We start from the raw sequence: 20,482 nt of genomic DNA on the forward strand, positions 1-20,482 counted from the left end.
TCATGGGATTAAACTTTATGCTGATTGATGACAATGAAATTGACCTCTTCGTTAATCGTAAGTTTATTGAGCGTACAGTGGGCGATGTGGAAATCCTAACCTTCATTAGAGCAAAAAAAGCATTGGATTTTCTAAGCTCTTTGAGTATCCATACCAGCTCAGATTACCATTTCCTACCAGACATCATATTACTGGACCTTAATATGCCCGAAATGGGTGGTTTTGAATTTTTGGATGCATACAGCAGGTTGCAAAACAAAAGTTTAACCAAGACAAAGATCTTTATGCTTTCATCATCAACCAACGTAAAGGACAGAGTTGATGCTGATAGACACATCGCATGTCAAGGATTTTTAAGTAAACCTTTATCCTGTGAGATAGTTCAAAAGATTCTTGAGAATCTTATTCCCGCTTTAAATTAAATAGTTATATCAAACGCAATAGTTCATGAAACTCATAGATGGTCTTCTTTTCGTATTGGTAGTTATTATGTGGTTAACGGTTACTATGCATATAATGGATTTTAATGGATTGGACACTTCCATAAAGGACCAATTAATACGAACAGATTTGGTTCTCGTTCCCATATGTATTTCAGTAACCGTGTATATTTTTTGGAACATTTTCAAGCAAAATAGAAAGTAGTAATGGGTAACGCCTTGTACAATGAAATATGTTGAATTAAGCAGAAAGGAAAATTTTGATTCCTGGAATACGATGGATTTAGCCGAACTCCATCAGTTGCAAACTTGTGTGGATTTTAGTGAATATGGAATTTACCAATCCAAGAACGTCAAAATAGGGTTGATAATACTCGAGTCTTATGAAAGGACACCTTTTAGATTGATGAAGAACAGTTTTAAGTTGATTTCCTTGTCAGGGGGAGAGGCCATTACTAGATTTTCTGATGGGAGAATTTCACTGATGATGTTTGAAAAAGGCGAATGCGTTTCTCAGAATGTAGTAGTACCTCCCATGATAAATGATTTACAAAATATAGGTGACAATCTATTGGTGATGGCTTTGATAGAATATAAAAACACACTTTCACAGGATAGTGGTCTATATCCTTCCCTCCAGATGGAAACTCCGGTTCTCAGCGGTATATAGAGTTATGCACCAAAGAATCATAAAATTGATGGAGTACAATACACTTAACGTGTTTGTATGCAAACTGCCCCATTTAAGATAAATTTCTTCTATTTGTAATATTTTCTGAGATAATCCTCCATATCACTTATCTTTAAAAACTATTCAAATTAAAGAGAACCCTATGCTGATTCTTTCTTGGAATGTAAACGGAATCCGTGCCATCGCCAAAAAAGGCTTTTCGGAAACTATTGATAAAATCAATCCAGATGTGCTTTGTATTCAAGAGACAAAAGCACAGGAACATGAAACTGAGAAAGAGCTGGAAGACTTAAAGGATTATGTGGCTTTTTCAAATTCAGCAGAAAAAAAAGGATATTCCAGCACGGCACTATTGAGCAAAAGGCACCCTGTATCGGTAAAAAATGATATGGGTGTTCCTGAGCACGATGCCGAGGGAAGGATTCAATGTGCAGAATATGATGATTTCTTTTTGGTCAATGTATATGTTCCCAATTCCGGACAACAATTGGACCGGTTGGACTACCGTAAAACGTGGGATGCGGACTTCCTTAAGTATCTCAAAAATCTGGAAGCCAGTAAACCGGTTATTGCTTGTGGAGATTTTAATGTGGCCCACAGGCCTATTGACCTAAAGAATGACAAATCAAACTACAATAAGACCGCTGGTTATACCCAAGTTGAGATAGATGGGATGGACAATTTTTTGAACTCGGGGTTTGTGGATTCCTTTCGCAAATTGCATCCTGATGAAGTTGCCTACACCTATTGGAGTTATAGATTCAAGTCCAGGGAAAGAAATGTGGGATGGCGAATTGACTATTTTTTGATCAGTCCACAGTTGATGGACAAAGTGGAATCCGTGCGCATTTTTTCAGATGTGTATGGTTCGGACCACTGCCCAATAGGTCTTGAGATCAATTTATAATTAGTATCATTCAGTACTCAGGAATTGGGTATTATCCTTTGAATTTGATTGTAATAGTAGTTCCCTCATTTACCGCACTCTCCACCTAAATGGTCTAGATCAATCGTGCATTTCTCATTGGTATTGAAGTCCAATGCAGCCAAACCAAGTCTCCTGATTTACACACATAGCGGTTCTCAAAACTGGCCAATAGTACTTTTTCAATCAACTTTTCTCTTTGTGCAGCAGCACGTTCCCTATTCTCATGACAAATAAATTCAGAGATTAATTTAGAATGCAACTCTTCTTCTGAATACTCAAGAGCTCTACAAAAGCTGAATTTATTTTCGCAAGGCACCCTGCATATTGAATATTTTCAGTGGTTTTAAGCAAATCAACATAAAGACTCCAACCGTTAATTGAAAGTTAAACTATTATGGTGTAATAGTAATACTTTTATATTTGCGATGATTAATCTCAAAATGCACATAAAAATGGAAAGATTAATGCAGTCTCTGCGTATGGGAATTAATGAAAACCTATATTTAAAAGATCCTGAATCATCAGAGTTAGGAAAGAAAATTGTTGAGCATAGTATATTGATGATTAATGAGATAGGATTTGAAAGCTTTACTTTTAAAAAGTTGGGAACTGCAATTCAATCCAATGAAAGTTCCATCTATCGGTATTTTGAGAACAAGCATAAACTTTTACTCTATCTGGCCTCGTGGTATTGGGGTTGGTTGGAGTACAGGATGGTATTTGCTACCTATGGTATTTCAGATAATGAAAAGAAATTGAGGAGAGCCATTGAAATCCTCACTCAGAAGGTTGAAGAAGACACCACTTTCTTACATATCAATGAGGTCATTTTAAACAAAATCGTAATTAATGAATATTCAAAATCCTACCTCACCAAGGAAGTGGATAAAGAAAACAAGGAAGGCTACTTTTTGGTCTATAAGCGATTGGTCAATAGACTCACGGAAATGATTGAGGCAGTAGACCGTGAATACCCTTACCCGATTAGCCTTGCCAGCACAATTTTTGAGGGATCCTTGCATCAATATTTTCTAAAAGAACATTTTCCTGCCCTAACCAACTGTAATGAATCTGTATCACCCTTGGAATACTTTACAGATTTAATTGACCGAACTTTAAACCTAGAGACGAATGGGTAAAGATATTTTAACCACATGGCAGCGATTGATTCGCATGCTCACTTTGGACAAAAAGGATATTTTTCAAGTATTCTATTATGCAATATTTGCAGGATTGGTAAACCTATCCCTTCCTCTCGGAATACAGGCTATCATTAACCTGATTCAGGGCGCCCAGATAAGTACTTCTTGGGTGGTTCTGGTAATTTTGGTGACTCTGGGTGTGGCTTTTGGCGGAGCATTGCAATTAATGCAGATTAGGATTATAGAAAACGTTCAGCAGAAAATTTTTACTCGCTCTTCTTTTGAATTTGCGTACCGTTTTCCAAAAATACGGATGAGTCAGTTGAGCAACTACTATCCACCGGAATTGGCCAATCGGTTCTTTGATACGCTCACCATTCAAAAGTCCTTATCCAAAATACTGATCGACTTCCCTGCAGCATTGCTCCAAATTATTTTTGGATTGATTCTGCTCTCTTTTTACCATCCGTTTTTCATCATTTACGGTCTACTTTTGGTATTGTTGATTTATGTGGTGTTCAAATTTACCGCGCAAAGAGGTCTCGAAACCAGTTTGGATGAATCCAAGAACAAGTACAAAGTGGCCCATTGGATTCAAGAAATTGCCCGGTCCATCATTAGCTTCAAACTTTCAGGAAAAACCTCCCATGCCATGGACAAGAATGATAAGCTTGTGGATAAATACCTGGAGGCCAGAGAAAGTCATTTTAGGGTAATTGTACTGCAATTCATTCAAATGATCGGATTTAAGGTTTTGGTAACGGCAGGTTTGCTGTTGATCGGTGGACTTTTGGTGCTGGACCAACAAATGAACATTGGTCAGTTTGTGGCCGCGGAGATTATTATCCTTTTGGTCATCAATTCGGTTGAAAAGCTCATTACTGGACTAGAAACCTTTTATGACCTATTGACATCGCTCGAAAAATTGGGTCAAGTGGTGGACAAGGAATTGGAACCCCAAGAAGGAGAAACTCCGTTCAAGGAAAATGAAGGAATGACCATAGAACTCCAAAATGTAGTATACAAGGTTCCGGGAAGAGAAAAGAAAATCTTGGATGATATATCCTTCACCATCACCCCAAAATGCTCTATTTTGCTAAAAGGCCCCAGTGGGTCTGGCCGCTCCACCTTACTTCGATTGATTGCAGGCATCTTAGAACCCGCAGAAGGCAAAATTTACGTGAACAATGTTGATTTAAAGGGCATATTTCTTAATAACTATAGAACCTATTTGGGGCAATCCCTTACTGAAGAATACCCTTTTGAAGGTACCATGTTGGACAACATCACCTTTGGTGACACATCAATTCCCATGGAAGATGTATACTGGGCCATTGAGAAAACAGGGCTGACCCAGTTTGTGAAAGAACAACCCAAAGGGCTCCAGACAACCTTATACCCAGAAGGAAAAAAGATTCCATATACCATATCCAAGAAAATTGTACTGGCGAGAAGTATTGTGCGTAGACCCAAACTTTTAATTCTGAAAGACCCCTTGGATCAGTTTACAGAATTGGAAGCCGATAAGATCATGGAATTTTTGACCGATGCCTCCAATGGATGGGCTTTGGTCATCGTGAGTGAAAACCCAAAATGGGAGCGTCTTTGCAACCGAACCATTGCCATTGAAAACGGAAGATTGATTAAAGAAAGCTAGAAACCATGCTCAATATCTCACATAACAGGTTAAACCAAAAGGTAGACATTACGGTGTACAAAGCTGGAAAGGTCTTTCATAAGCGGCACTACAAACAGTTCAATCGCTTTTTGGCTGTATTTTTTATTATAGGGTTCATTGTGTTGTTTCTACCTTGGACACAGACCATATCCGGTAGGGGTTATCTAACTACTTTGACTCCAGACCAGCGCCCCCAGACCATTCAATCCCCAATTCCGGGCCGTATTGAAAAATGGTTCGTCAGGGAAGGGGATTTTGTGGAGAAAGGTGATACTATTCTTCAAATTTCTGAGGTAAAAAGCGAATACTTTGACCCAAAATTGGTAGAGCGGACTGGACAGCAAATCAAGGCAAAGTCCATGTCGGTCACCTCATATCAGGAAAAAGTGGGAGCATTGCAAACGCAGATTCAGGCCTTGTCCCAAGAACGAGAGTTAAAATTGGAGCAAGCCAAAAACAAGTTGGTGCAGACCAAGCTTAAGGTAAAGAGCGACAGTATTGATCTAGAAGCGGCTAAAACCAATATTGCCATTGCACAACGGCAATATGACCGGGTATTGCAGTTGGAAAAAGAAGGCTTAAAGGCAGTGACCGATTTGGAGGAGAAGCGATTGAAGCTTCAAGAGGCACAAGCAAAAATCATTTCGCAAGAGAATAAATTATTGGCCAGTAAAAATGATGTAATCAATGCCCAAGTTGAAATTACAAGGGTTCAAGCTGAGTATACCGATAAGATTTCCAAAGCGCGGAGCGACCTGTACACCGCCCAATCCAATCAGTTCGATTCGGAGGCCCAAGTCACCAAATTGGAGAATGAGTACACCAACTATGAGATGCGGAATAGCCTACAGTTCATAAGGGCACCCCAAAGTGGTTTCATCAATAAAGCCCTGCAATCCGGAATTGGGGAGACCTTCAAAGAAGGAGATAGGCTTGTGGGCATTATGCCAGCCAGTTATGATTTGGCTGTAGAGACTTATGTGGAGCCCATTGACCTCCCCCTAATTCACATAGGAGAAAAAGTACGGATTCAGTTTGATGGCTGGCCTGCAATCATTTTCAGTGGATGGCCTAATGTTTCCTACGGTACTTTTGGCGGTGAAGTTGTGGCCATTGAAACCTTCATAAGTCCTAATGGGAAGTATCGTATCCTGTTGGCCCCAGATGAGGAAGATGAAGAATGGCCGACCGATATTAGAGTAGGGTCTGGTGCGAGTACCATGGCTTTACTGGAAGATGTGCCTATTTGGTTTGAATTATGGAGACAGCTAAACGGTTTCCCTCCCAATTATTACCAACCCCAAAATTCAACTGCCGATGCCAAAAAGTAGTAGGATTAACCACCTTATTTGGATTTTTTTCCTTACCATCTTTGCTTCCCATGCCCAGCAAGACAGTTTGGTCCTGGGCTTTAAAGAGTATTTGGGATATGTGAAAAAATACCATCCGGTTGCCAAGCAGGCCCAGCTTGCTATACCCATTGGTCAGGCCAATCTTATGAAGGCCAGGGGAGGGTTTGACCCTAAGGTTGAAGTGGATTATGACCGTAAGCAATTCAAGGAGACCGAATATTGGGATCGACTCAATACTACCTTTAAAATACCAACGTGGTTCGGGATTGAACTCAAAGGAAATTATCAACAAAGTGAGGGCGTTTACATCAACCCTGATGAAACGCTTCCAGAAGACGGTTTGTACAGTGCTGGTGTATCTATGTCCGTCTTACAGGGATTTTGGATAAACGAACGCATGGCTACGCTGCGAAAAGCCAAATTTTTTAGGGAGCAATCCAAAGCCGACCAAGATTTATTGGTGAATGAAGTGCTCTTTAATGCCTCTTTAGCTTATTTTGATTGGTTACGGGCCTACAGGGATGCTGAAGTTTTTCAGGATTTTTTACAAAATGCCGAGGTCAGGTTCCAGGGTGTAAAAAGCAGTGCCTTGGCAGGAGACATCGCCATAATTGATACCGTAGAAGCCAAAATAGCAGTTGAAAATAGAGCGTTGAGCTTGGAGCAAGCCAGGGTGAAACTGATGAAAAGGTCCCTGGAGTTGTCCAATTTCTTATGGATTGATGATGTGCCCGTGGAATTGCAGGACAATGTGGTGCCAAATTTGGAAGCTGATGCTGAAATAGATACAACCTTGGAAATTTTGGGAAAACCTTTGGACAGTTTCACCTTGGATAACCACCCTAAAATACGTTCACTCGATTTTAAGATTGATGGTCTTGTGGTGGACCGAAGGCTTAAGGCAAACAAGTTGCTCCCAAAATTAGATGTGGAGTACAATTTTATAACCGAGACACCTGAATTGATCAATTCTTTGGTCACAGAAAATTATAAAGGAGGACTTTCGTTCCGTTTTCCGTTGTTTTTACGCAAAGAAAGAGGTGATTTAAAACTGGCCAAGTTCAAATTAAGGGATGCCGAGTTTGAGCGGGATAATGCCCAAATTGAAATTCAGAACAAGGTCATTGCCATATATAGGGAGTTGGATTCCTACCTTACCCAGAATACGTTGATAGCCAATATAGTGAGGGATTACGGTACTTTGCTTGAGGCCGAAGAAAGAAAATTCAGTTTTGGGGAGAGTTCCTTGTTTTTGATAAATTCCAGGGAAAGTAAATTGATTGATGCCTTCCTAAAACGAAACGAAATGCAAAACAAGTTTTTTCATACCAAAGCCAAGTTGTTTAAGAGCCTGGCCATTAACCCTGAGAATCTATAGAATTACCCTTGTTAAAAATGTTTAATGTTTATATTTAAAAATTAAACATTTTGTATCTTTACAGAAAACAAGGACGATGGCAAAAAAGAAGAATATTTCCAAACAGCAGATTGTTTCATGGTTCATGGAATATGTGCTGGAACACGATGAAGAACCCGCTTCGGTATATAAGTTCTGCAAAACCTACAATCTTGAAGAGACCAGTTTTTATGAGCACTTTGGTTCATTCAGTGCAATTAAGTCCTCCATATTTTCAACGTTTCTGGAAAACACCTTAGCGTTGTTACATAAAGATGAAGCCTACAACACATCCAACTCGCGGAACCAGTTGTTGAGCTTTTACTATACCTTTTTTGAGATTTTAACTGCCAATAGAAGTTATGTCTCGCTGATCCTGCAAAATAGAAAGCATGCCTTGGACAACCTCAAAACATTGCACAAGCTTAGGGAGGACTTTAAAAAGTATGTGGATGGCCTTGACATAAAAACCATGGAACTCAACCAAGAACGCATTGAAAAGTTTCAGCGTAAGGCTATTTCGGAAAGTGCTTGGGGACAATTGCTCTTTATTCTAAAGTTTTGGCTCGATGACAACTCACCATCTTTTGAGAAAACGGACATTCTCATTGAAAAATCCGTCAATAGTTCTTTTGATGTTTTGGAAGCGACCCCTTTGCAAAGTTTAGTGGATTTGGGGAAATTTATTTTTAAGGAAAAAATGGCAATGTCGTAAATGAAAACAATAGATAGTATCCCCACCTCCAAAATACAACGTGCCACAAAATTGGTGCAGACGGGAGCCAAGGTAGGTGTAAATTACCTGAAATATTACGGAAACAAAATAACGACTTCAGAAGAGGAGGCCAAGGAAAAGCTTAATCAAGACAATGCCGAGGATATTTACGGCAGCCTTCGGGAGTTAAAGGGCAGTGCCCTTAAAGTAGCCCAAATGTTGAGCATGGAAAAGAACATGTTGCCAAGGGCCTATGTAGAAAAATTCTCACTCTCCCAGTTTTCCGTACCACCACTTTCAGGACCTTTGGTGAACAAGACCTTCCGAAAGTATTTTGGAAAATCCCCATCAGAAGTTTTTGATTCCTTCAACCCTGAAGCTGTTCATGGTGCCAGTATTGGGCAAGTACACCAAGCCACAAAAAATGGAAAGAAACTTGCCGTAAAGATTCAATATCCAGGTGTATCCGATAGTATAGCCACGGATTTGGCCCTTGTAAAGCCCATCGCTCTAAAAATGTTCAATATAAAAGGAAAGGACAGCGACAAATATTTTAAGGAAGTACGGGATAAATTGATGGAAGAGACCAATTACCTATTGGAAATTGAGCAAAGCCAAAATATGGTAGATGCTTGTAGTCACTTGCCCAATCTTAAATTCCCGACCTATTACAAAGACCTTTCTTCGGAAAAAATCATAACCATGGATTGGATGGAGGGGGAGCATTTGTCTGAATTCACCGCGTACAACCAAGACAGCATCGTATCCAACATTTTGGGCCAAGCGTTGTGGGATTTTTACATGTTCCAAATCCATAAGTTGAAAAAAGTACATGCAGACCCTCACCCTGGCAATTTTTTGGTATCGAAGGACAACCAACTTGTAGTTTTGGATTTTGGCTGTATCAAGTCGATTCCCGATTCGTTTTATGTTCCCTATTTTGAATTGGCCAAAAAAGAGAATATTTCCAATCCGGAATTCTTTAAAAAGAAACTTTTTGAGCTGGAAATTTTACGACCTGAAGATTCCCCAGAGGAAATTCAATTCTTCACCAACATGTTTAGGGAAATGCTGAGCCTTTTTACCCAACCGTTCCATAATGAGGTATTTGATTTTTCAGACACTGTCTTTTTTGGAAAAATAGCCGAGTTGGGCAAAAAATATGCACAAAATACTGAGTTGAGACGAATGGATGCCAACAGGGGCTCCAAACACTTTATCTACATCAACCGAACATTCTTCGGTCTGTATAATCTCTTGCACGACCTCAAGGCAAATCAGGTCAAGGCGGGCAATTTCAACACCTTGGTATGAGATGTTTTACACAAAGGGACTTGGGCTCTCTGGACAAGCTGTACCGCATCAATTTAATCAATAGCTTGTCCGGGTTTAAATCGGCCAATCTTATTGCAACCGTCGATGATCACGGTAATGAAAATGTAGCCGTTTTCAGTTCGGTGATTCATTTGGGTTCCGATCCTGCCGTGTTGGGATTTATTTTGAGGCCGACTACCGTGGCCAGAAATTCCTATGACAACCTAAAACAGACTGGTTTTTATACTATAAATCACATATCCCAAGAAATCATGGAGGATGGACACCATACTTCGGCAAAGTATCCAAAAGAAGTATCAGAGTTTAAAATGACCAACCTCAAATCTGAATATATCAACAATTTTAAAGCCCCTTTCGTGACCCAATCACCCATAAAGCTGGCTATGAAATTTGTGGAAGAATACCCCATAAAGCTGAATGGGACAATTCTTGTAGTGGGTGAAATACTTTCTGCGTATATTCAAGATGATTTGTTGGAAAAAGATGGTTTTGTGAACCTTTCCAAAGGAAATATCGTCAGTATCAACGGTCTGGATGGCTATGTTTTACCCAAATTGCAGACGAGATACCCATACCAACGCCCGAAAAACACAAGCAAAACGGTTTAAATGCGGATTCTCATCACAGGAACAACAGGATATATAGCCAAACGTTTGGTGATGAACCTATTATCTGAAAAACATGAACTTATCTGTTGTGTCCGGGATTTGAACCGCATTCCCGATGAAATTGAATCCAAGGAAGGTATTGAGTTTATCAAGGTGGATTTTTTGGATACCGAAGATGTTGTTTTTCCCAATAACATTGATGTGGCCTACTACTTAATTCATTCCATGACCGCCACAGGAGACGATTTTGAAGAATTGGAAAAACAATGCGCAGAAAATTTTAAGAATCTAATTGAGGAAACTACGTGCAACCAAGTTATTTATTTGAGCGGCATTGTGAATGATGAATCACTGTCCAAGCACCTTAAATCCCGTTTGGCTGTTGAGAACACCTTAAAATCGGATTCGTATGACTTAACCACCTTTAGAGCAGGCATTATTGTGGGTAGCGGCAGTGCTTCCTTTGAAATTATCAGGGATATTGTGGAGAAACTACCGGTAATGGTAGCACCTAGATGGCTCAACACCCGAACGCAACCTCTAGCTATTCGCGATGTGCTCCGCTTCTTGCAACGTGCAGCGGGAAAAGAAGAAGTAAGGAACCAATCCTTTGACATTTGTGGTCCCGAGATTCTAACGTATAAGCAAATGCTGTATCAATTTGGTGAGGTTCGGGGATTAAAAAGATACATTTTGACGCTCCCAGTGCTTACCCCGAGATTATCATCGTATTGGCTGTATTTTGTGACCTCAACCTCCTTCAATCTGGCCAAGGCATTGGTAGATAGTATGAAGGTTGAGGTTATAGCCAAACCCAGCCAAATCAATGAAATTCTTAACGTAAAACCGATGCCGTATAAGGAAGCCGTTAGGTTCGCCTTTCAAAAAATTGAACAGAACTCTGTCATTTCCAGTTGGAAGGATGCCATTAGTAGCGGGGTGTTCCATGACCAGTTGTCCGATCACATTCAAGTGCCCAATCACGGTTGCTTTAAAGATGTGCGTTCCAAAATTGTAAAGGATGAAACGTATACCCTTAACAGAATCTGGTCCATCGGCGGGAAAAACGGTTGGTACGGTTTTAACCTGTTGTGGCGCATTCGGGGATATCTGGATAAATTATTTGGCGGAGTGGGACTGCGTCGTGGACGTAGGCACGATACCAATCTGGAAGCTGGCGACCCCTTGGATTTTTGGCGTGTATTGCTTGCAGACAAAAAACAAAAGCGATTGCTTCTTTTTGCCGAAATGAAACTACCGGGCGAAGCTTGGTTGGAGTTCAAAATAATAGATAACACCTTGTTCCAAAGAGCGGTATTTAGGCCCAAAGGACTTTGGGGCCGCTTGTATTGGTATATGGTGCTGCCTTTTCATGCCTTTGTATTTAAAGGGATGATCAATTCCCTAACAAAAAAATGAGAAAAGTAAGCCTACGTTTTCCGCATCAGCTTTTTCAAAATCTGGATTTGCTTCCAGAGGGTGTTCCTGTGTTTTTGGTGGAAGAAACCTTGTTTTTTAATCAATATAATTTTCATAAACAGAAAATTTTGTTTCATCGGGCTACGATGAAATTCTATGCAGATTTTCTTTCCGAAAAAGGATATGATGTCCATTACGTTGATGCGAAGGAAGAACGCGCCGATATCCGGATATTATTGAAGGAATTGGTTGCCGAAGGATGGGAAGAGTTCCACATAATTGACCCAACGGATAATTGGTTGGAAAAGCGAATTAAGTCTTGTGCCTCAGGGGCTACCGTAAAGTGGTATGACTCCCCGCTTTTTTTGAATTCAACAGATGATTTGAAGCATTTCTTCAAACCAGACAAGAAGAACTTTTTTCAAACGACATTTTACAAACAGCAGCGGAGAAAACGGGAAATCTTACTGGAGGGTGATAATCCAAAAGGAGGGAAGTGGACCTACGATGTTGACAATCGAAAAAAGTATCCAAAAAACAGAACCCCACCGTCCATTTCCTTTCCTGATGCCGATGCTTATTTTGAAGAAGCAAAAAGCTATGTGGAATCCCATTTTGCAGACAATCTTGGGTCGCTTTCCCAATCCCCTTTGTATCCCATGAACTTTGAATCAGCGGACCGGTGGTTCATGGATTTCTTGGAAAACCGGTTTCATAAGTTTGGGGATTATGAAGATGCACTTGTCAAAGATGCTTCATATTTACACCACAGTGTATTGACACCTATGCTCAACGTGGGTTTGATTTCTGTAGAAGATGTGCTACATGAGTCCATATCATTTGCTGAAGAAAATAAGGTGCCCATTAATTCCTTGGAAGGTTTTGTACGACAGATTATGGGCTGGCGTGAGTTTATCCGCGGGATTTATCAGGTAAAAGGTACGGAGGAACGTACCCGTAACTTTTGGGGCTATTCCCGAAAGATTCCAAAATCATTTTATGATGGCACAACCGGAATAACCCCAGTGGATATCACTATCAAAAAAGTATTGAAAACTGGGTATGCCCACCATATTGAACGTTTAATGGTACTCTGCAATTTTATGCTATTGTGCGAATTTCACCCAGATGACATCTACCAATGGTTCATGGAACTTTTCATTGACGCTTATGATTGGGTCATGGTGCCCAATGTGTATGGCATGGGGCTCTTTGCCGATGGCGGACTTATGAGTACCAAACCCTATATCAGTAGTAGCAACTACATCAACAAAATGGGGGATTATGATGGTGGTGAATGGGAGGAAATTTGGGATGGACTCTTCTGGAATTTCATGGATAAGAATCGAGATTTCTTTGAACAGAATCCTAGACTTGCAATGTTGCTACGCAATTTTGACAAAATGAATCCGGATACCAAAGCGGGCCATCTGCAAAACGCACAGAAATTTTTGGAAGAATTGGATGCTTCATAAATTTTAAAAGCACAACTATTTAAATTGAAAAGCTCCCAAGAAATTAATCTTGGGAGCTTTCTTATTAACTATAAACTAAACAAACTTAACGGAATCTATATTAATTCGTAGTATCAGGAATCAATATGGCATCCAGTACATGGATAACACCGTTTATGGCCTGAACGTCCACTGCATCGATACCGATTCCTGTATTTCCAGCGCCGTCGGTTACATCTGCAATGTTGTCTCCAGTTCCAGGTAGATTTATGGTAATGGCATCACCTTCAAGAGTTGTGGCCGTAATACCATCAGAAAGATCACCAGAACGGACATTGGCTCCTGCCACTACATGGTGTTGTAATACGGGTATTAAGTCATCCTCAGCTGGAATGGCCGCAAGGGCTTCAAATGCAGCGTTGGTTGGAGCAAATACGGTGAAGGGGTCATCTCCAGCACCACCTTGGGCAGACAAGACGCTTACAAAGTCCGTGCTTGGGGTAAGCTCGGTCAATGTCTGAACCAGAGTGGAGAAATTAGGGTCAGCTACAGCGAATGTTACAACAGTTGGCAAATCAATTACGGCATCTACGGCATGGATTACACCGTTGGTCGCCACAATATCAGCGATGGCTACGTTGCTCACGCCATTTAGGGTTACCCCATCATCTGTATTAATATATAGGCTCAGATTCTCATCGGTATCAAATTCAGCAGCTGTGTTCACGTATGAGTTCATCAATCCTGATGAGAAGGCTGCTGCTCCAACAACTACATGGTTGGACAAGATAGCATTGATATCGTTGGAATTCGGATTTGTAAATGCAGCGAAGGCATCATTAACTGGTGCAAAAACGGTAAACTCTTCCTCTTCATTGGAAAGAAGGTCCGTGAATGTAGTGTTGCCTCCGTCTGTAAGGGCGGCCACCAAAGAAGTAAGATTAGGATTGGCCACAGCATGATCTACAATATTGGGCAAATCAATCACGACATCCACAACATGAATTACGCCATTCAATGCTTTTACATCTGGAGTAACTACAGAAGATACACCGTTAAAGGTAACTCCGTCCGACGTATCAAAGAAGATGCTGATATTGGCATCCTGCACTCCTCTTGCTAAAGTTGAGGTATATCCAGCGCCCAAACTTTGCAAATCTGTACTGTACAATTCACCTTCAATTACATGGTTCAATAAAACCTGTGTTAATACTTCAGTTGGAATGTCATCAAGTGAGGCACCATCCAAAAAGGTTTCAAAGGCTTCATCAGTAGGAGCCAATACAGTAAATGGACCATCACCTCGCAAAGCGGTCGGTAAGTCGCCATCAGCGGCTACAAGGGCAGCCACCAAATTTTCAAGATTCTCGTTGCCCAATGCCAAGTCGGTGATGGGTACAAGAATAACATCTGCCAAGGCATCTAAAATGGCTTGTGGTAAGAGTACTTTGTCAATAATATGAACAACGCCGTTGGATGTTTCCACGTCTGCTGTGGTTACTTGCGCAGCAACATCTGTGGCATCACTTATAAAAACCCCTCCGGTGGTGCTCACCTCTAAGGAGGAACCTTGCAAGGTGGTCAGCGTTTGTCCATTACTTAAATCTGTGGACATTGCAGCTGCACCCGGCACAACGTGGTAGGTTAGGATAACGGCCAAAAGGTCTTGAAGTTCTTGTGAACTGAAATCATCAAGGGAATCATATCCGTCCAATTGCGCCAATAGGTCTGCAAAGGCTTGATTAGTTGGGGCAAATACGGTGAAAGGTCCATCACCACTAAGTGCAGTGATCAAATCATTGTTGGCACTTTCATCAGCTTTCTGTAGTGCGGCCACCAATGTGCTCAAATCTGAGGTGGCTTGGGCCGCCTCTACAATGTTGGCTGTAGGTTCTGGTGGTGGTGCCATTCCATTGTCATCATCTGAACAAGATGCAAGAGTAAATAGCATAACCAGTGAAGCAAGTTTGGTTATTCTCAGTAGTGTTTTCATGTGACTGTTGTTTTAAAATGTTTAAGAAATACATGGTAAACTTAAACAAAAATATTTTTGTTTAACTTATTTTTTTAAAAGTTTAACAAAATAAAGTGCAATTTGGTTTTGCAACTGACGTTGTAGCTAGGATATTGAACACAAAAGGGTTATACTTTAAACAAAACAACTATGGGTCAGTGTCCGGTACTAAGCTTTTTAAATTATCGTTATTAGCTAAGCGCCTGAAATATTCTTATAGGGTTTTAGTTACTTTTGCCCTCAACAATAATCGAACTGAACTGGATGACAATTGATCAATCTCTTTGCCACAAAGCTCCAATCTCCTTTGCGTTTTTGGATGCAGAGTTGAACTTGGTGGATTTTACGGATGCTTGGTTAGAGCAGTTCAAGCAATCTAGAGACATAAAAGGGGAGCCTTTTTATCAATCCATGCCTACGCTGCCAGACGAATTGAAAATGGACATCAACTATTGCTTGGAAGGCGTGGACCAGCGGTCTGATATGATGCGCGTGGTTCTGGAAAATGGCGATGCTGTGTGGTACGAATGGAAAATCAATTCCATTTCTGATAAAAATGGTGCTGTAGAGGGATTGATCCTTTTTCTAGAGGACATAACCGATAAAAAAGTTGAAGAGTCACTTTTAATAAAGGCCCAAGACGTAGCGCGTATAGGAGGATGGGAAGTAGACTTGGTAAAAAATAGAATATTCTGGTCCAAGATCACACGAGAAATTCACGAAGTACCTGAGGATTATGTTCCCAATCTTGAGCAGGGCATTCTCTTTTATAAGGAAGGTCATAGCCGGAAAACCATATCCAAGTTAGTCCAAAATGCAATTGATCATGGAACTTCTTGGGATGTGGAACTTCAAATTGTTACTGCAAAAAAAAAGGAGGTATGGGTAAGGGCCATTGGGGAACCTGAAATCATAAATGGCAGGTGTGTTCGACTAACGGGAACTTTTCAAGACATAGATGTTCGAAAAAAAGCTGAATTTGAATATAAACGCGTAAGCGAAAGATTGGCCCTGGCTACCAAAACAGCGGGTATAGGTATTTGGGAGTATAATATTCCAGAAAACCAGGTACTATGGGATCATAACATGTACGAACTCTACGGCCTTGAAGAATCGGATTTTGATGGGGTGTATGAAGCCTGGGAGTCTTGCATTCTTCCAGAGGATAAAGAAAGATCTGCTCAAGAGGTAAAGGACGCCGTTGAAGGGAAAAAAGATTTCAATACCACTTTCCGAATAAAAAGACCCAATGGGGAAATACGATGGATAAAAGCAGAGGCAGGAATTATTTGGGACGATGATGGACAGCCGTTGAAAATGATAGGGGCCAACGAAGATGTTACCGAATTGAAGACCACCCAAATGCAACTTGTTAAGAGTGAAGAATCACATCAAGGGGCTTTTGAGAATTCTTCCATTGGAATGGCCTTGGTAGGACTGGACGGTAAGTTCATGCAAGTGAACCGAAGCCTATGCAATAGTTTGGGATATACAACCGACGAACTATTGAACCTTACATTTCAAGATATAACCCATCCCGATGACTTGGAAATTGATTTAACCCTCCTCGGCGAACTTGTTGACGGAAAACGGTCCACCTATCAAATTGAAAAACGATATTTTGACAAGGAGGGGCAGTTGGTCTATGTTTTTCTGACGGTTACCGCGGTACTTAAAATAGATGGTACAATCTCTCATTTTATATCTCAGATTGTAGATATCTCATCCCGAATCATTGCGGAGAAAAAATTAAAGAGTCTGTTGGAATTGACCACTAATCAGAACAGTGGACTTTTAAATTTTGCCCATATTGTTTCCCATAATCTAAGATCCCATGCCGCCAACCTCACCATGATAAGTGGGTTTCTTTTGGATGATACCTTGGAAGATAAAGAACGAAAAGATACCTTGGATATGTTGGGTAGGGCATCCAACGGTCTCAATGAGACCATTGCCCATCTAAACGAGGTGGTTCAAGTAAAATTGGAGACGGAAAAGGAATTGGATACCATCCCGCTTCGTAAAACCATTACTAAAGTTTTGCAAGACATCAATGCCTTGATCAATGAGAATAAGGTTGAGGTTATAGTAGAGGTTTCTTCTCAACTAAAAATAAAAGGAGTCCCCGCGTATATAGAAAGCATCATCCTAAATTTGGTCACCAATGGTATTAAGTATAGAGATATAAAAAAGAAGTGCCATATTATCCTTACAGTCTCTGAAGAGGACCAACATCATGTATTGTCAGTTGAGGACAATGGCAAAGGAATAGACTTGGCCAGACATGGTGAAAAAATCTTCGGCATGTACAAAACGTTCCATGGTAACAAAGATGCCCGCGGAATTGGACTATTCATTACCAAAAACCAGATTGAATCCATGGGGGGAACCATCTCGGTGGAGAGTCAGATTGGCGAAGGGTCTACGTTTAGGGTTAAGCTTTTAAAAGCTTAATTTTTTGAGGACCCCATTATATTTTCTACAAAAATAGAGCGCCAATCCCCGTCGTTTTTAAATTTTAACGATATTTAGCTGCACAGCGGAATTTCCCAGCTTAGAGATAGTTTTTTTGATATAATCAAGATACGTTTCAGAGAATAATCGATAAGGAGGAAATGAAACTTTCATTCATTCTGAATCAAAAAAAGGTAGGCTTACAAGTATTTTATCCTTTAGCTTTTTTGTTGTTATTAAGCTTCGTAAGAGGGTCGTTGGTCTAAAAATTACGGATTCTAATTTGAAAATTTTGAATATTCATCATTTACCCAAAACGAATCAAATAGTGTAAGGGACCCATAAAGGTTCAATTTCGCTTTTTTGGGTTCAATGAAAATAGAATCAGTGTTAAATAAGAATTTAAGAACACAATGCAGATAATTGAAAATTCAACGGTCTATGATGCCATTATTGTTGGCTCTGGAGCCGGTGGAGGAATGGCCACAAAAGTATTGGCCGATGCAGGTCTAAAAGTGGCTGTTGTTGAAGCAGGTCCATTTTTTGACCCAGCAGACCCAGAACAGCGAACCCAACTACGATGGCCATACGAGTCCCCACGAAGAGGGGCAGGAACCGTTAGGCCATTTGGTGATTTTGATGCTGCTTACGGTGGCTGGGAAATTGAAGGGGAGCCCTATACTCATGCAGAAGGTACAAAGTTCGATTGGTTCCGTTCCCACATGCTGGGTGGGCGTACCAACCACTGGGGGCGTATTTCGCTTCGTTTTGGACCAGATGACTTTAAGCATAAAAGTATTGATGGTTACGGTGACGATTGGCCCATTGGTTATGACGATGTAAAACCCTACTATGACAAGGTCGATAAATTAATTGGAGTCTTCGGTACCAATGAGGGGCTTCCTAATGATCCAGACGGTTATTTTCTACCGCCGCCCAAACCTAGGTTGCATGAACTTTTCTACATAAAAGGAGCAAGAAAATCTGGCATTCCGGTGTATCCATCACGGATGTCCATGCTAACCAAAAGAATAAACAATGAAAGGGGGGTCTGCTTTTATTGTGGACAGTGTTCAAGGGCCTGCCAGGTGTATGCCGATTTTTCAGCCGGTACCTGTTTAATATTCCCTGCCCAAAAAAGTAAAGGTCAGGTAGACCTGTTTGTCAATTGTATGGTGCGCGAAGTCACGGTTAATGATGAAGGTAAGGCTACCGGGGTGTCGTATATCAACAAAGAGGACAGAAAAGAATATAAGCTCAAAGGAAGAGTAGTGATATTGGGTGCTTCGGCCTGTAGCACCGCACGAATTCTTATGAACTCCAAAAGTGCTCAGCACCCCAATGGTCTGGGGAACAGTAGTGACCATGTGGGTAAATATCTACATGATTCCACAGGGGCGGACCGAATGGCCTTCATTCCAGATTTGATGAACCGCGATATGTCCTACAATGAAGATGGTGTAGGTGGCATCCATGTGTATTCACCATGGTGGAACGATAAAGGAAGTGATTTTCCCAGAGGATATCACATTGAACCATGGGGCGGGGGTGGAATGCCCAGCTATGGTACCGGGTTCAACGTCAACGATTTCAATAAGTTCTTTGGCACTAAGGCAGGAGGTTACGGAGACGTACTCAGAAAAGATTTGAAGAAGTACTACGGTGCCGTTGTGGGCATGAGTGGTAGGGGAGAATCCGTTGCCCGTAAGGAAAATTATTGTGAAATAGACCCCAGCACCGTTGATGAATGGGGTATTCCGGTATTGCGCTTCCGCTACAAATGGTCAGATTTGGAACGTAAACAGGCTAAGCACATGCACGATACTTTTGAAGAGATATTGACCAACATGGGCGGAGAGCTCATTGGTGAGAAACCAGGTCCCGAAGCTGATTATGGACTTCATGCACCCGGCCGTATTATTCATGAGGTGGGTACTACCCGAATGGGCGATGATGCAAAAACATCGGTCACCAATAAATACCAACAATTGCATGATGTTGAGAATGTTTTTGTTGTGGATGCAGGGGTTTTTACCTCACAAGCCGATAAAAACTGTACATGGACCATCTTGGCGCTCTCTTGGAGGGCATCGGATTATATCGTAGATCAATTGAAAAAGCAAAATTTATAGGCAATGGATAGAAGGAAAAGTTTAAAATCAATTGTGTTGGGTTCTGTGGCTGGAGGTCTGGCCCTAAATGGTTGTAAACCTGGAACCGAAGTTACCATTGATGAAAAGACAATTGAGAGCACTGCGGTAAAATGGCGAACCGAAAAAGAGAATGAGCACGTTGCCGAACTGTATGATGAGCAATTTTTTAATGAACATGAATTGGCCACCATGACCGTTCTGTGCGATTTAATATTGCCAGGCAGCGAAGAGTTCAAAAGTGCTTCGGATGCCGATGTGGTTTCTTTTATTGAATTCATGGCGAAAGACATTCCTGAAATGCAGACCGACCTTAGGGGAGGGTTAATGTGGTTGGATCACAAGAGCAATACCGAGTTTGAGGTGGAATTCAAGTCAGCCGCCGAAGCGCAACAGAAAACCATTTTGGATGAAATTGCCTATTATGATGCTAATATTCCAGAGAGTGAACGACCCTTTGAGGTCAATTTTTTCTCATTGGTCCGTAATCTCACCATGACCGGATTCTACACCACAAAAATTGGAATTGAGGAACTGGGCTACAAAGGTAATATGCCCAATGTATGGGACGGTGTGCCCGATGATGTCTTAAAGAAGCACGGGGTTTCCTATGACCCGGAATGGGTGGCTAAATGTGTGGACCAGAGCAAACGTAATGACATTGCTGAATGGGATGAGAATGGAAATCTCATCACATAATTTATCA

General features: G+C 41.0%; 18 protein-coding genes. 16 read left to right on the top strand and 2 right to left on the bottom strand.

What is annotated here, in order from left to right:
- The first annotated feature begins 2 nt into the window (after positions 1–2).
- From AB1A65_RS09825 to AB1A65_RS09840, 4 genes are all read left to right on the top strand, one after another.
- Positions 3–422 carry a response regulator gene (locus AB1A65_RS09825; RefSeq protein WP_366588407.1) on the top strand — a complete coding sequence of 140 codons (420 nt, stop codon included), beginning with the start codon at positions 3–5 and terminating at the stop codon, positions 420–422.
- A 25-nt stretch (positions 423–447) separates the two neighbouring features.
- On the top strand, positions 448–645 hold the full coding sequence (locus tag AB1A65_RS09830) for a hypothetical protein (protein WP_366588409.1): 198 nt from the start codon (positions 448–450) through the stop codon (positions 643–645).
- A gap of 21 nt (positions 646–666) precedes the next feature.
- A complete protein-coding gene (locus tag AB1A65_RS09835) occupies positions 667–1,110 on the top strand; it encodes a hypothetical protein (protein ID WP_366588411.1) in 444 nt (147 codons plus the stop codon).
- Positions 1,111–1,273: 163 nt separating this feature from the next.
- Positions 1,274–2,038 (top strand): exodeoxyribonuclease III, encoded by a 765-nt coding sequence (locus AB1A65_RS09840; protein WP_366588413.1) that lies wholly within the window; start codon positions 1,274–1,276, stop codon positions 2,036–2,038.
- Positions 2,039–2,132: 94 nt separating this feature from the next.
- Here the strand turns inward: AB1A65_RS09840 and AB1A65_RS09845 are convergent, their stop codons facing one another.
- A complete protein-coding gene (locus AB1A65_RS09845; RefSeq protein ID WP_366588415.1) occupies positions 2,133–2,375 on the bottom strand; it encodes a PAS domain-containing protein in 243 nt (80 codons plus the stop codon).
- Between the two features lie 136 nt (positions 2,376–2,511).
- Here AB1A65_RS09845 and AB1A65_RS09850 point away from each other — a divergent pair, with 136 nt between their 5' ends.
- The 9 genes from AB1A65_RS09850 to AB1A65_RS09890 all read left to right on the top strand — a co-directional run bounded on the left by AB1A65_RS09850 (position 2,512) and on the right by AB1A65_RS09890 (position 13,179).
- Positions 2,512–3,198 carry a TetR/AcrR family transcriptional regulator gene (locus AB1A65_RS09850; protein ID WP_366588417.1) on the top strand — a complete coding sequence of 229 codons (687 nt, stop codon included), beginning with the start codon at positions 2,512–2,514 and terminating at the stop codon, positions 3,196–3,198.
- Positions 3,191–4,858 carry an ATP-binding cassette domain-containing protein gene (locus AB1A65_RS09855; protein WP_366588419.1) on the top strand — a complete coding sequence of 556 codons (1,668 nt, stop codon included), beginning with the start codon at positions 3,191–3,193 and terminating at the stop codon, positions 4,856–4,858. Before AB1A65_RS09850 ends, AB1A65_RS09855 begins: the two co-directional genes overlap by 8 nt.
- Positions 4,859–4,863: 5 nt before the next feature.
- The gene (locus AB1A65_RS09860) at positions 4,864–6,210 is read left to right on the top strand and encodes an HlyD family efflux transporter periplasmic adaptor subunit (RefSeq protein WP_366588421.1); all 1,347 of its coding nucleotides are present in this window, start codon (positions 4,864–4,866) and stop codon (positions 6,208–6,210) included.
- Positions 6,197–7,609 (top strand): TolC family protein, encoded by a 1,413-nt coding sequence (locus tag AB1A65_RS09865; RefSeq protein WP_366588423.1) that lies wholly within the window; start codon positions 6,197–6,199, stop codon positions 7,607–7,609. Before AB1A65_RS09860 ends, AB1A65_RS09865 begins: the two co-directional genes overlap by 14 nt.
- 76 nt (positions 7,610–7,685) lie before the next feature.
- Complete coding sequence (locus tag AB1A65_RS09870; RefSeq protein WP_366588425.1) at positions 7,686–8,342, top strand: TetR family transcriptional regulator C-terminal domain-containing protein; 657 nt, start codon at positions 7,686–7,688, stop codon at positions 8,340–8,342.
- Positions 8,343–9,656 (top strand): AarF/UbiB family protein, encoded by a 1,314-nt coding sequence (locus AB1A65_RS09875; RefSeq protein ID WP_366588427.1) that lies wholly within the window; start codon positions 8,343–8,345, stop codon positions 9,654–9,656.
- Complete coding sequence (locus AB1A65_RS09880; protein WP_366588429.1) at positions 9,653–10,285, top strand: flavin reductase; 633 nt, start codon at positions 9,653–9,655, stop codon at positions 10,283–10,285. Before AB1A65_RS09875 ends, AB1A65_RS09880 begins: the two co-directional genes overlap by 4 nt.
- Positions 10,286–11,704 carry an SDR family oxidoreductase gene (locus AB1A65_RS09885; RefSeq protein WP_366588432.1) on the top strand — a complete coding sequence of 473 codons (1,419 nt, stop codon included), beginning with the start codon at positions 10,286–10,288 and terminating at the stop codon, positions 11,702–11,704.
- Positions 11,701–13,179 carry a cryptochrome/photolyase family protein gene (locus AB1A65_RS09890; protein WP_366588434.1) on the top strand — a complete coding sequence of 493 codons (1,479 nt, stop codon included), beginning with the start codon at positions 11,701–11,703 and terminating at the stop codon, positions 13,177–13,179. Before AB1A65_RS09885 ends, AB1A65_RS09890 begins: the two co-directional genes overlap by 4 nt.
- Positions 13,180–13,279: 100 nt before the next feature.
- Here AB1A65_RS09890 and AB1A65_RS09895 read toward each other — a convergent pair whose 3' ends face one another.
- The gene (locus AB1A65_RS09895; RefSeq protein ID WP_366588436.1) at positions 13,280–15,151 is read right to left on the bottom strand and encodes a fasciclin domain-containing protein; all 1,872 of its coding nucleotides are present in this window, start codon (positions 15,149–15,151) and stop codon (positions 13,280–13,282) included.
- Between the two features lie 285 nt (positions 15,152–15,436).
- On the opposite strand from AB1A65_RS09895, the gene AB1A65_RS09900 reads away from it, so the two are divergent.
- From AB1A65_RS09900 to AB1A65_RS09910, 3 genes are all read left to right on the top strand, one after another.
- Positions 15,437–17,626, top strand: a complete 2,190-nt coding sequence (locus tag AB1A65_RS09900) for a PAS domain-containing protein (protein WP_366588438.1) — start codon at positions 15,437–15,439, stop codon at positions 17,624–17,626.
- 413 nt (positions 17,627–18,039) lie between these two features.
- Positions 18,040–19,758 (top strand): GMC family oxidoreductase, encoded by a 1,719-nt coding sequence (locus AB1A65_RS09905; protein WP_366588440.1) that lies wholly within the window; start codon positions 18,040–18,042, stop codon positions 19,756–19,758.
- A 3-nt stretch (positions 19,759–19,761) separates the two neighbouring features.
- On the top strand, positions 19,762–20,475 hold the full coding sequence (locus AB1A65_RS09910) for a gluconate 2-dehydrogenase subunit 3 family protein (RefSeq protein ID WP_366588442.1): 714 nt from the start codon (positions 19,762–19,764) through the stop codon (positions 20,473–20,475).
- Positions 20,476–20,482: the final 7 nt, after the last annotated feature.

The sequence above is a fragment of the Allomuricauda sp. ANG21 genome, assembly GCF_040705235.1.
In the GTDB taxonomy this organism is placed as follows: Bacteria; Bacteroidota; Bacteroidia; order Flavobacteriales; family Flavobacteriaceae; genus Flagellimonas; species Flagellimonas marina.

What these genes read in the sequence shown, in the direction of transcription:
- AB1A65_RS09825 (WP_366588407.1), top strand. Translation starts at nt 3, where the DNA reads ATGGGATTAAACTTTATGCTGATTGATGACAATGAAATTGACCTCTTC.
- AB1A65_RS09830 (WP_366588409.1), top strand. Translation starts at nt 448, where the DNA reads ATGAAACTCATAGATGGTCTTCTTTTCGTATTGGTAGTTATTATGTGG.
- AB1A65_RS09835 (WP_366588411.1), top strand. Translation starts at nt 667, where the DNA reads ATGAAATATGTTGAATTAAGCAGAAAGGAAAATTTTGATTCCTGGAAT.
- AB1A65_RS09840 (WP_366588413.1), top strand. Translation starts at nt 1,274, where the DNA reads ATGCTGATTCTTTCTTGGAATGTAAACGGAATCCGTGCCATCGCCAAA.
- AB1A65_RS09850 (WP_366588417.1), top strand. Translation starts at nt 2,512, where the DNA reads ATGGAAAGATTAATGCAGTCTCTGCGTATGGGAATTAATGAAAACCTA.
- AB1A65_RS09855 (WP_366588419.1), top strand. Translation starts at nt 3,191, where the DNA reads ATGGGTAAAGATATTTTAACCACATGGCAGCGATTGATTCGCATGCTC.
- AB1A65_RS09860 (WP_366588421.1), top strand. Translation starts at nt 4,864, where the DNA reads ATGCTCAATATCTCACATAACAGGTTAAACCAAAAGGTAGACATTACG.
- AB1A65_RS09865 (WP_366588423.1), top strand. Translation starts at nt 6,197, where the DNA reads ATGCCAAAAAGTAGTAGGATTAACCACCTTATTTGGATTTTTTTCCTT.
- AB1A65_RS09870 (WP_366588425.1), top strand. Translation starts at nt 7,686, where the DNA reads ATGGCAAAAAAGAAGAATATTTCCAAACAGCAGATTGTTTCATGGTTC.
- AB1A65_RS09875 (WP_366588427.1), top strand. Translation starts at nt 8,343, where the DNA reads ATGAAAACAATAGATAGTATCCCCACCTCCAAAATACAACGTGCCACA.
- AB1A65_RS09880 (WP_366588429.1), top strand. Translation starts at nt 9,653, where the DNA reads ATGAGATGTTTTACACAAAGGGACTTGGGCTCTCTGGACAAGCTGTAC.
- AB1A65_RS09885 (WP_366588432.1), top strand. Translation starts at nt 10,286, where the DNA reads ATGCGGATTCTCATCACAGGAACAACAGGATATATAGCCAAACGTTTG.
- AB1A65_RS09890 (WP_366588434.1), top strand. Translation starts at nt 11,701, where the DNA reads ATGAGAAAAGTAAGCCTACGTTTTCCGCATCAGCTTTTTCAAAATCTG.
- AB1A65_RS09895 (WP_366588436.1), bottom strand. Translation starts at nt 15,151, where the DNA reads ATGAAAACACTACTGAGAATAACCAAACTTGCTTCACTGGTTATGCTA.
- AB1A65_RS09900 (WP_366588438.1), top strand. Translation starts at nt 15,437, where the DNA reads ATGACAATTGATCAATCTCTTTGCCACAAAGCTCCAATCTCCTTTGCG.
- AB1A65_RS09905 (WP_366588440.1), top strand. Translation starts at nt 18,040, where the DNA reads ATGCAGATAATTGAAAATTCAACGGTCTATGATGCCATTATTGTTGGC.
- AB1A65_RS09910 (WP_366588442.1), top strand. Translation starts at nt 19,762, where the DNA reads ATGGATAGAAGGAAAAGTTTAAAATCAATTGTGTTGGGTTCTGTGGCT.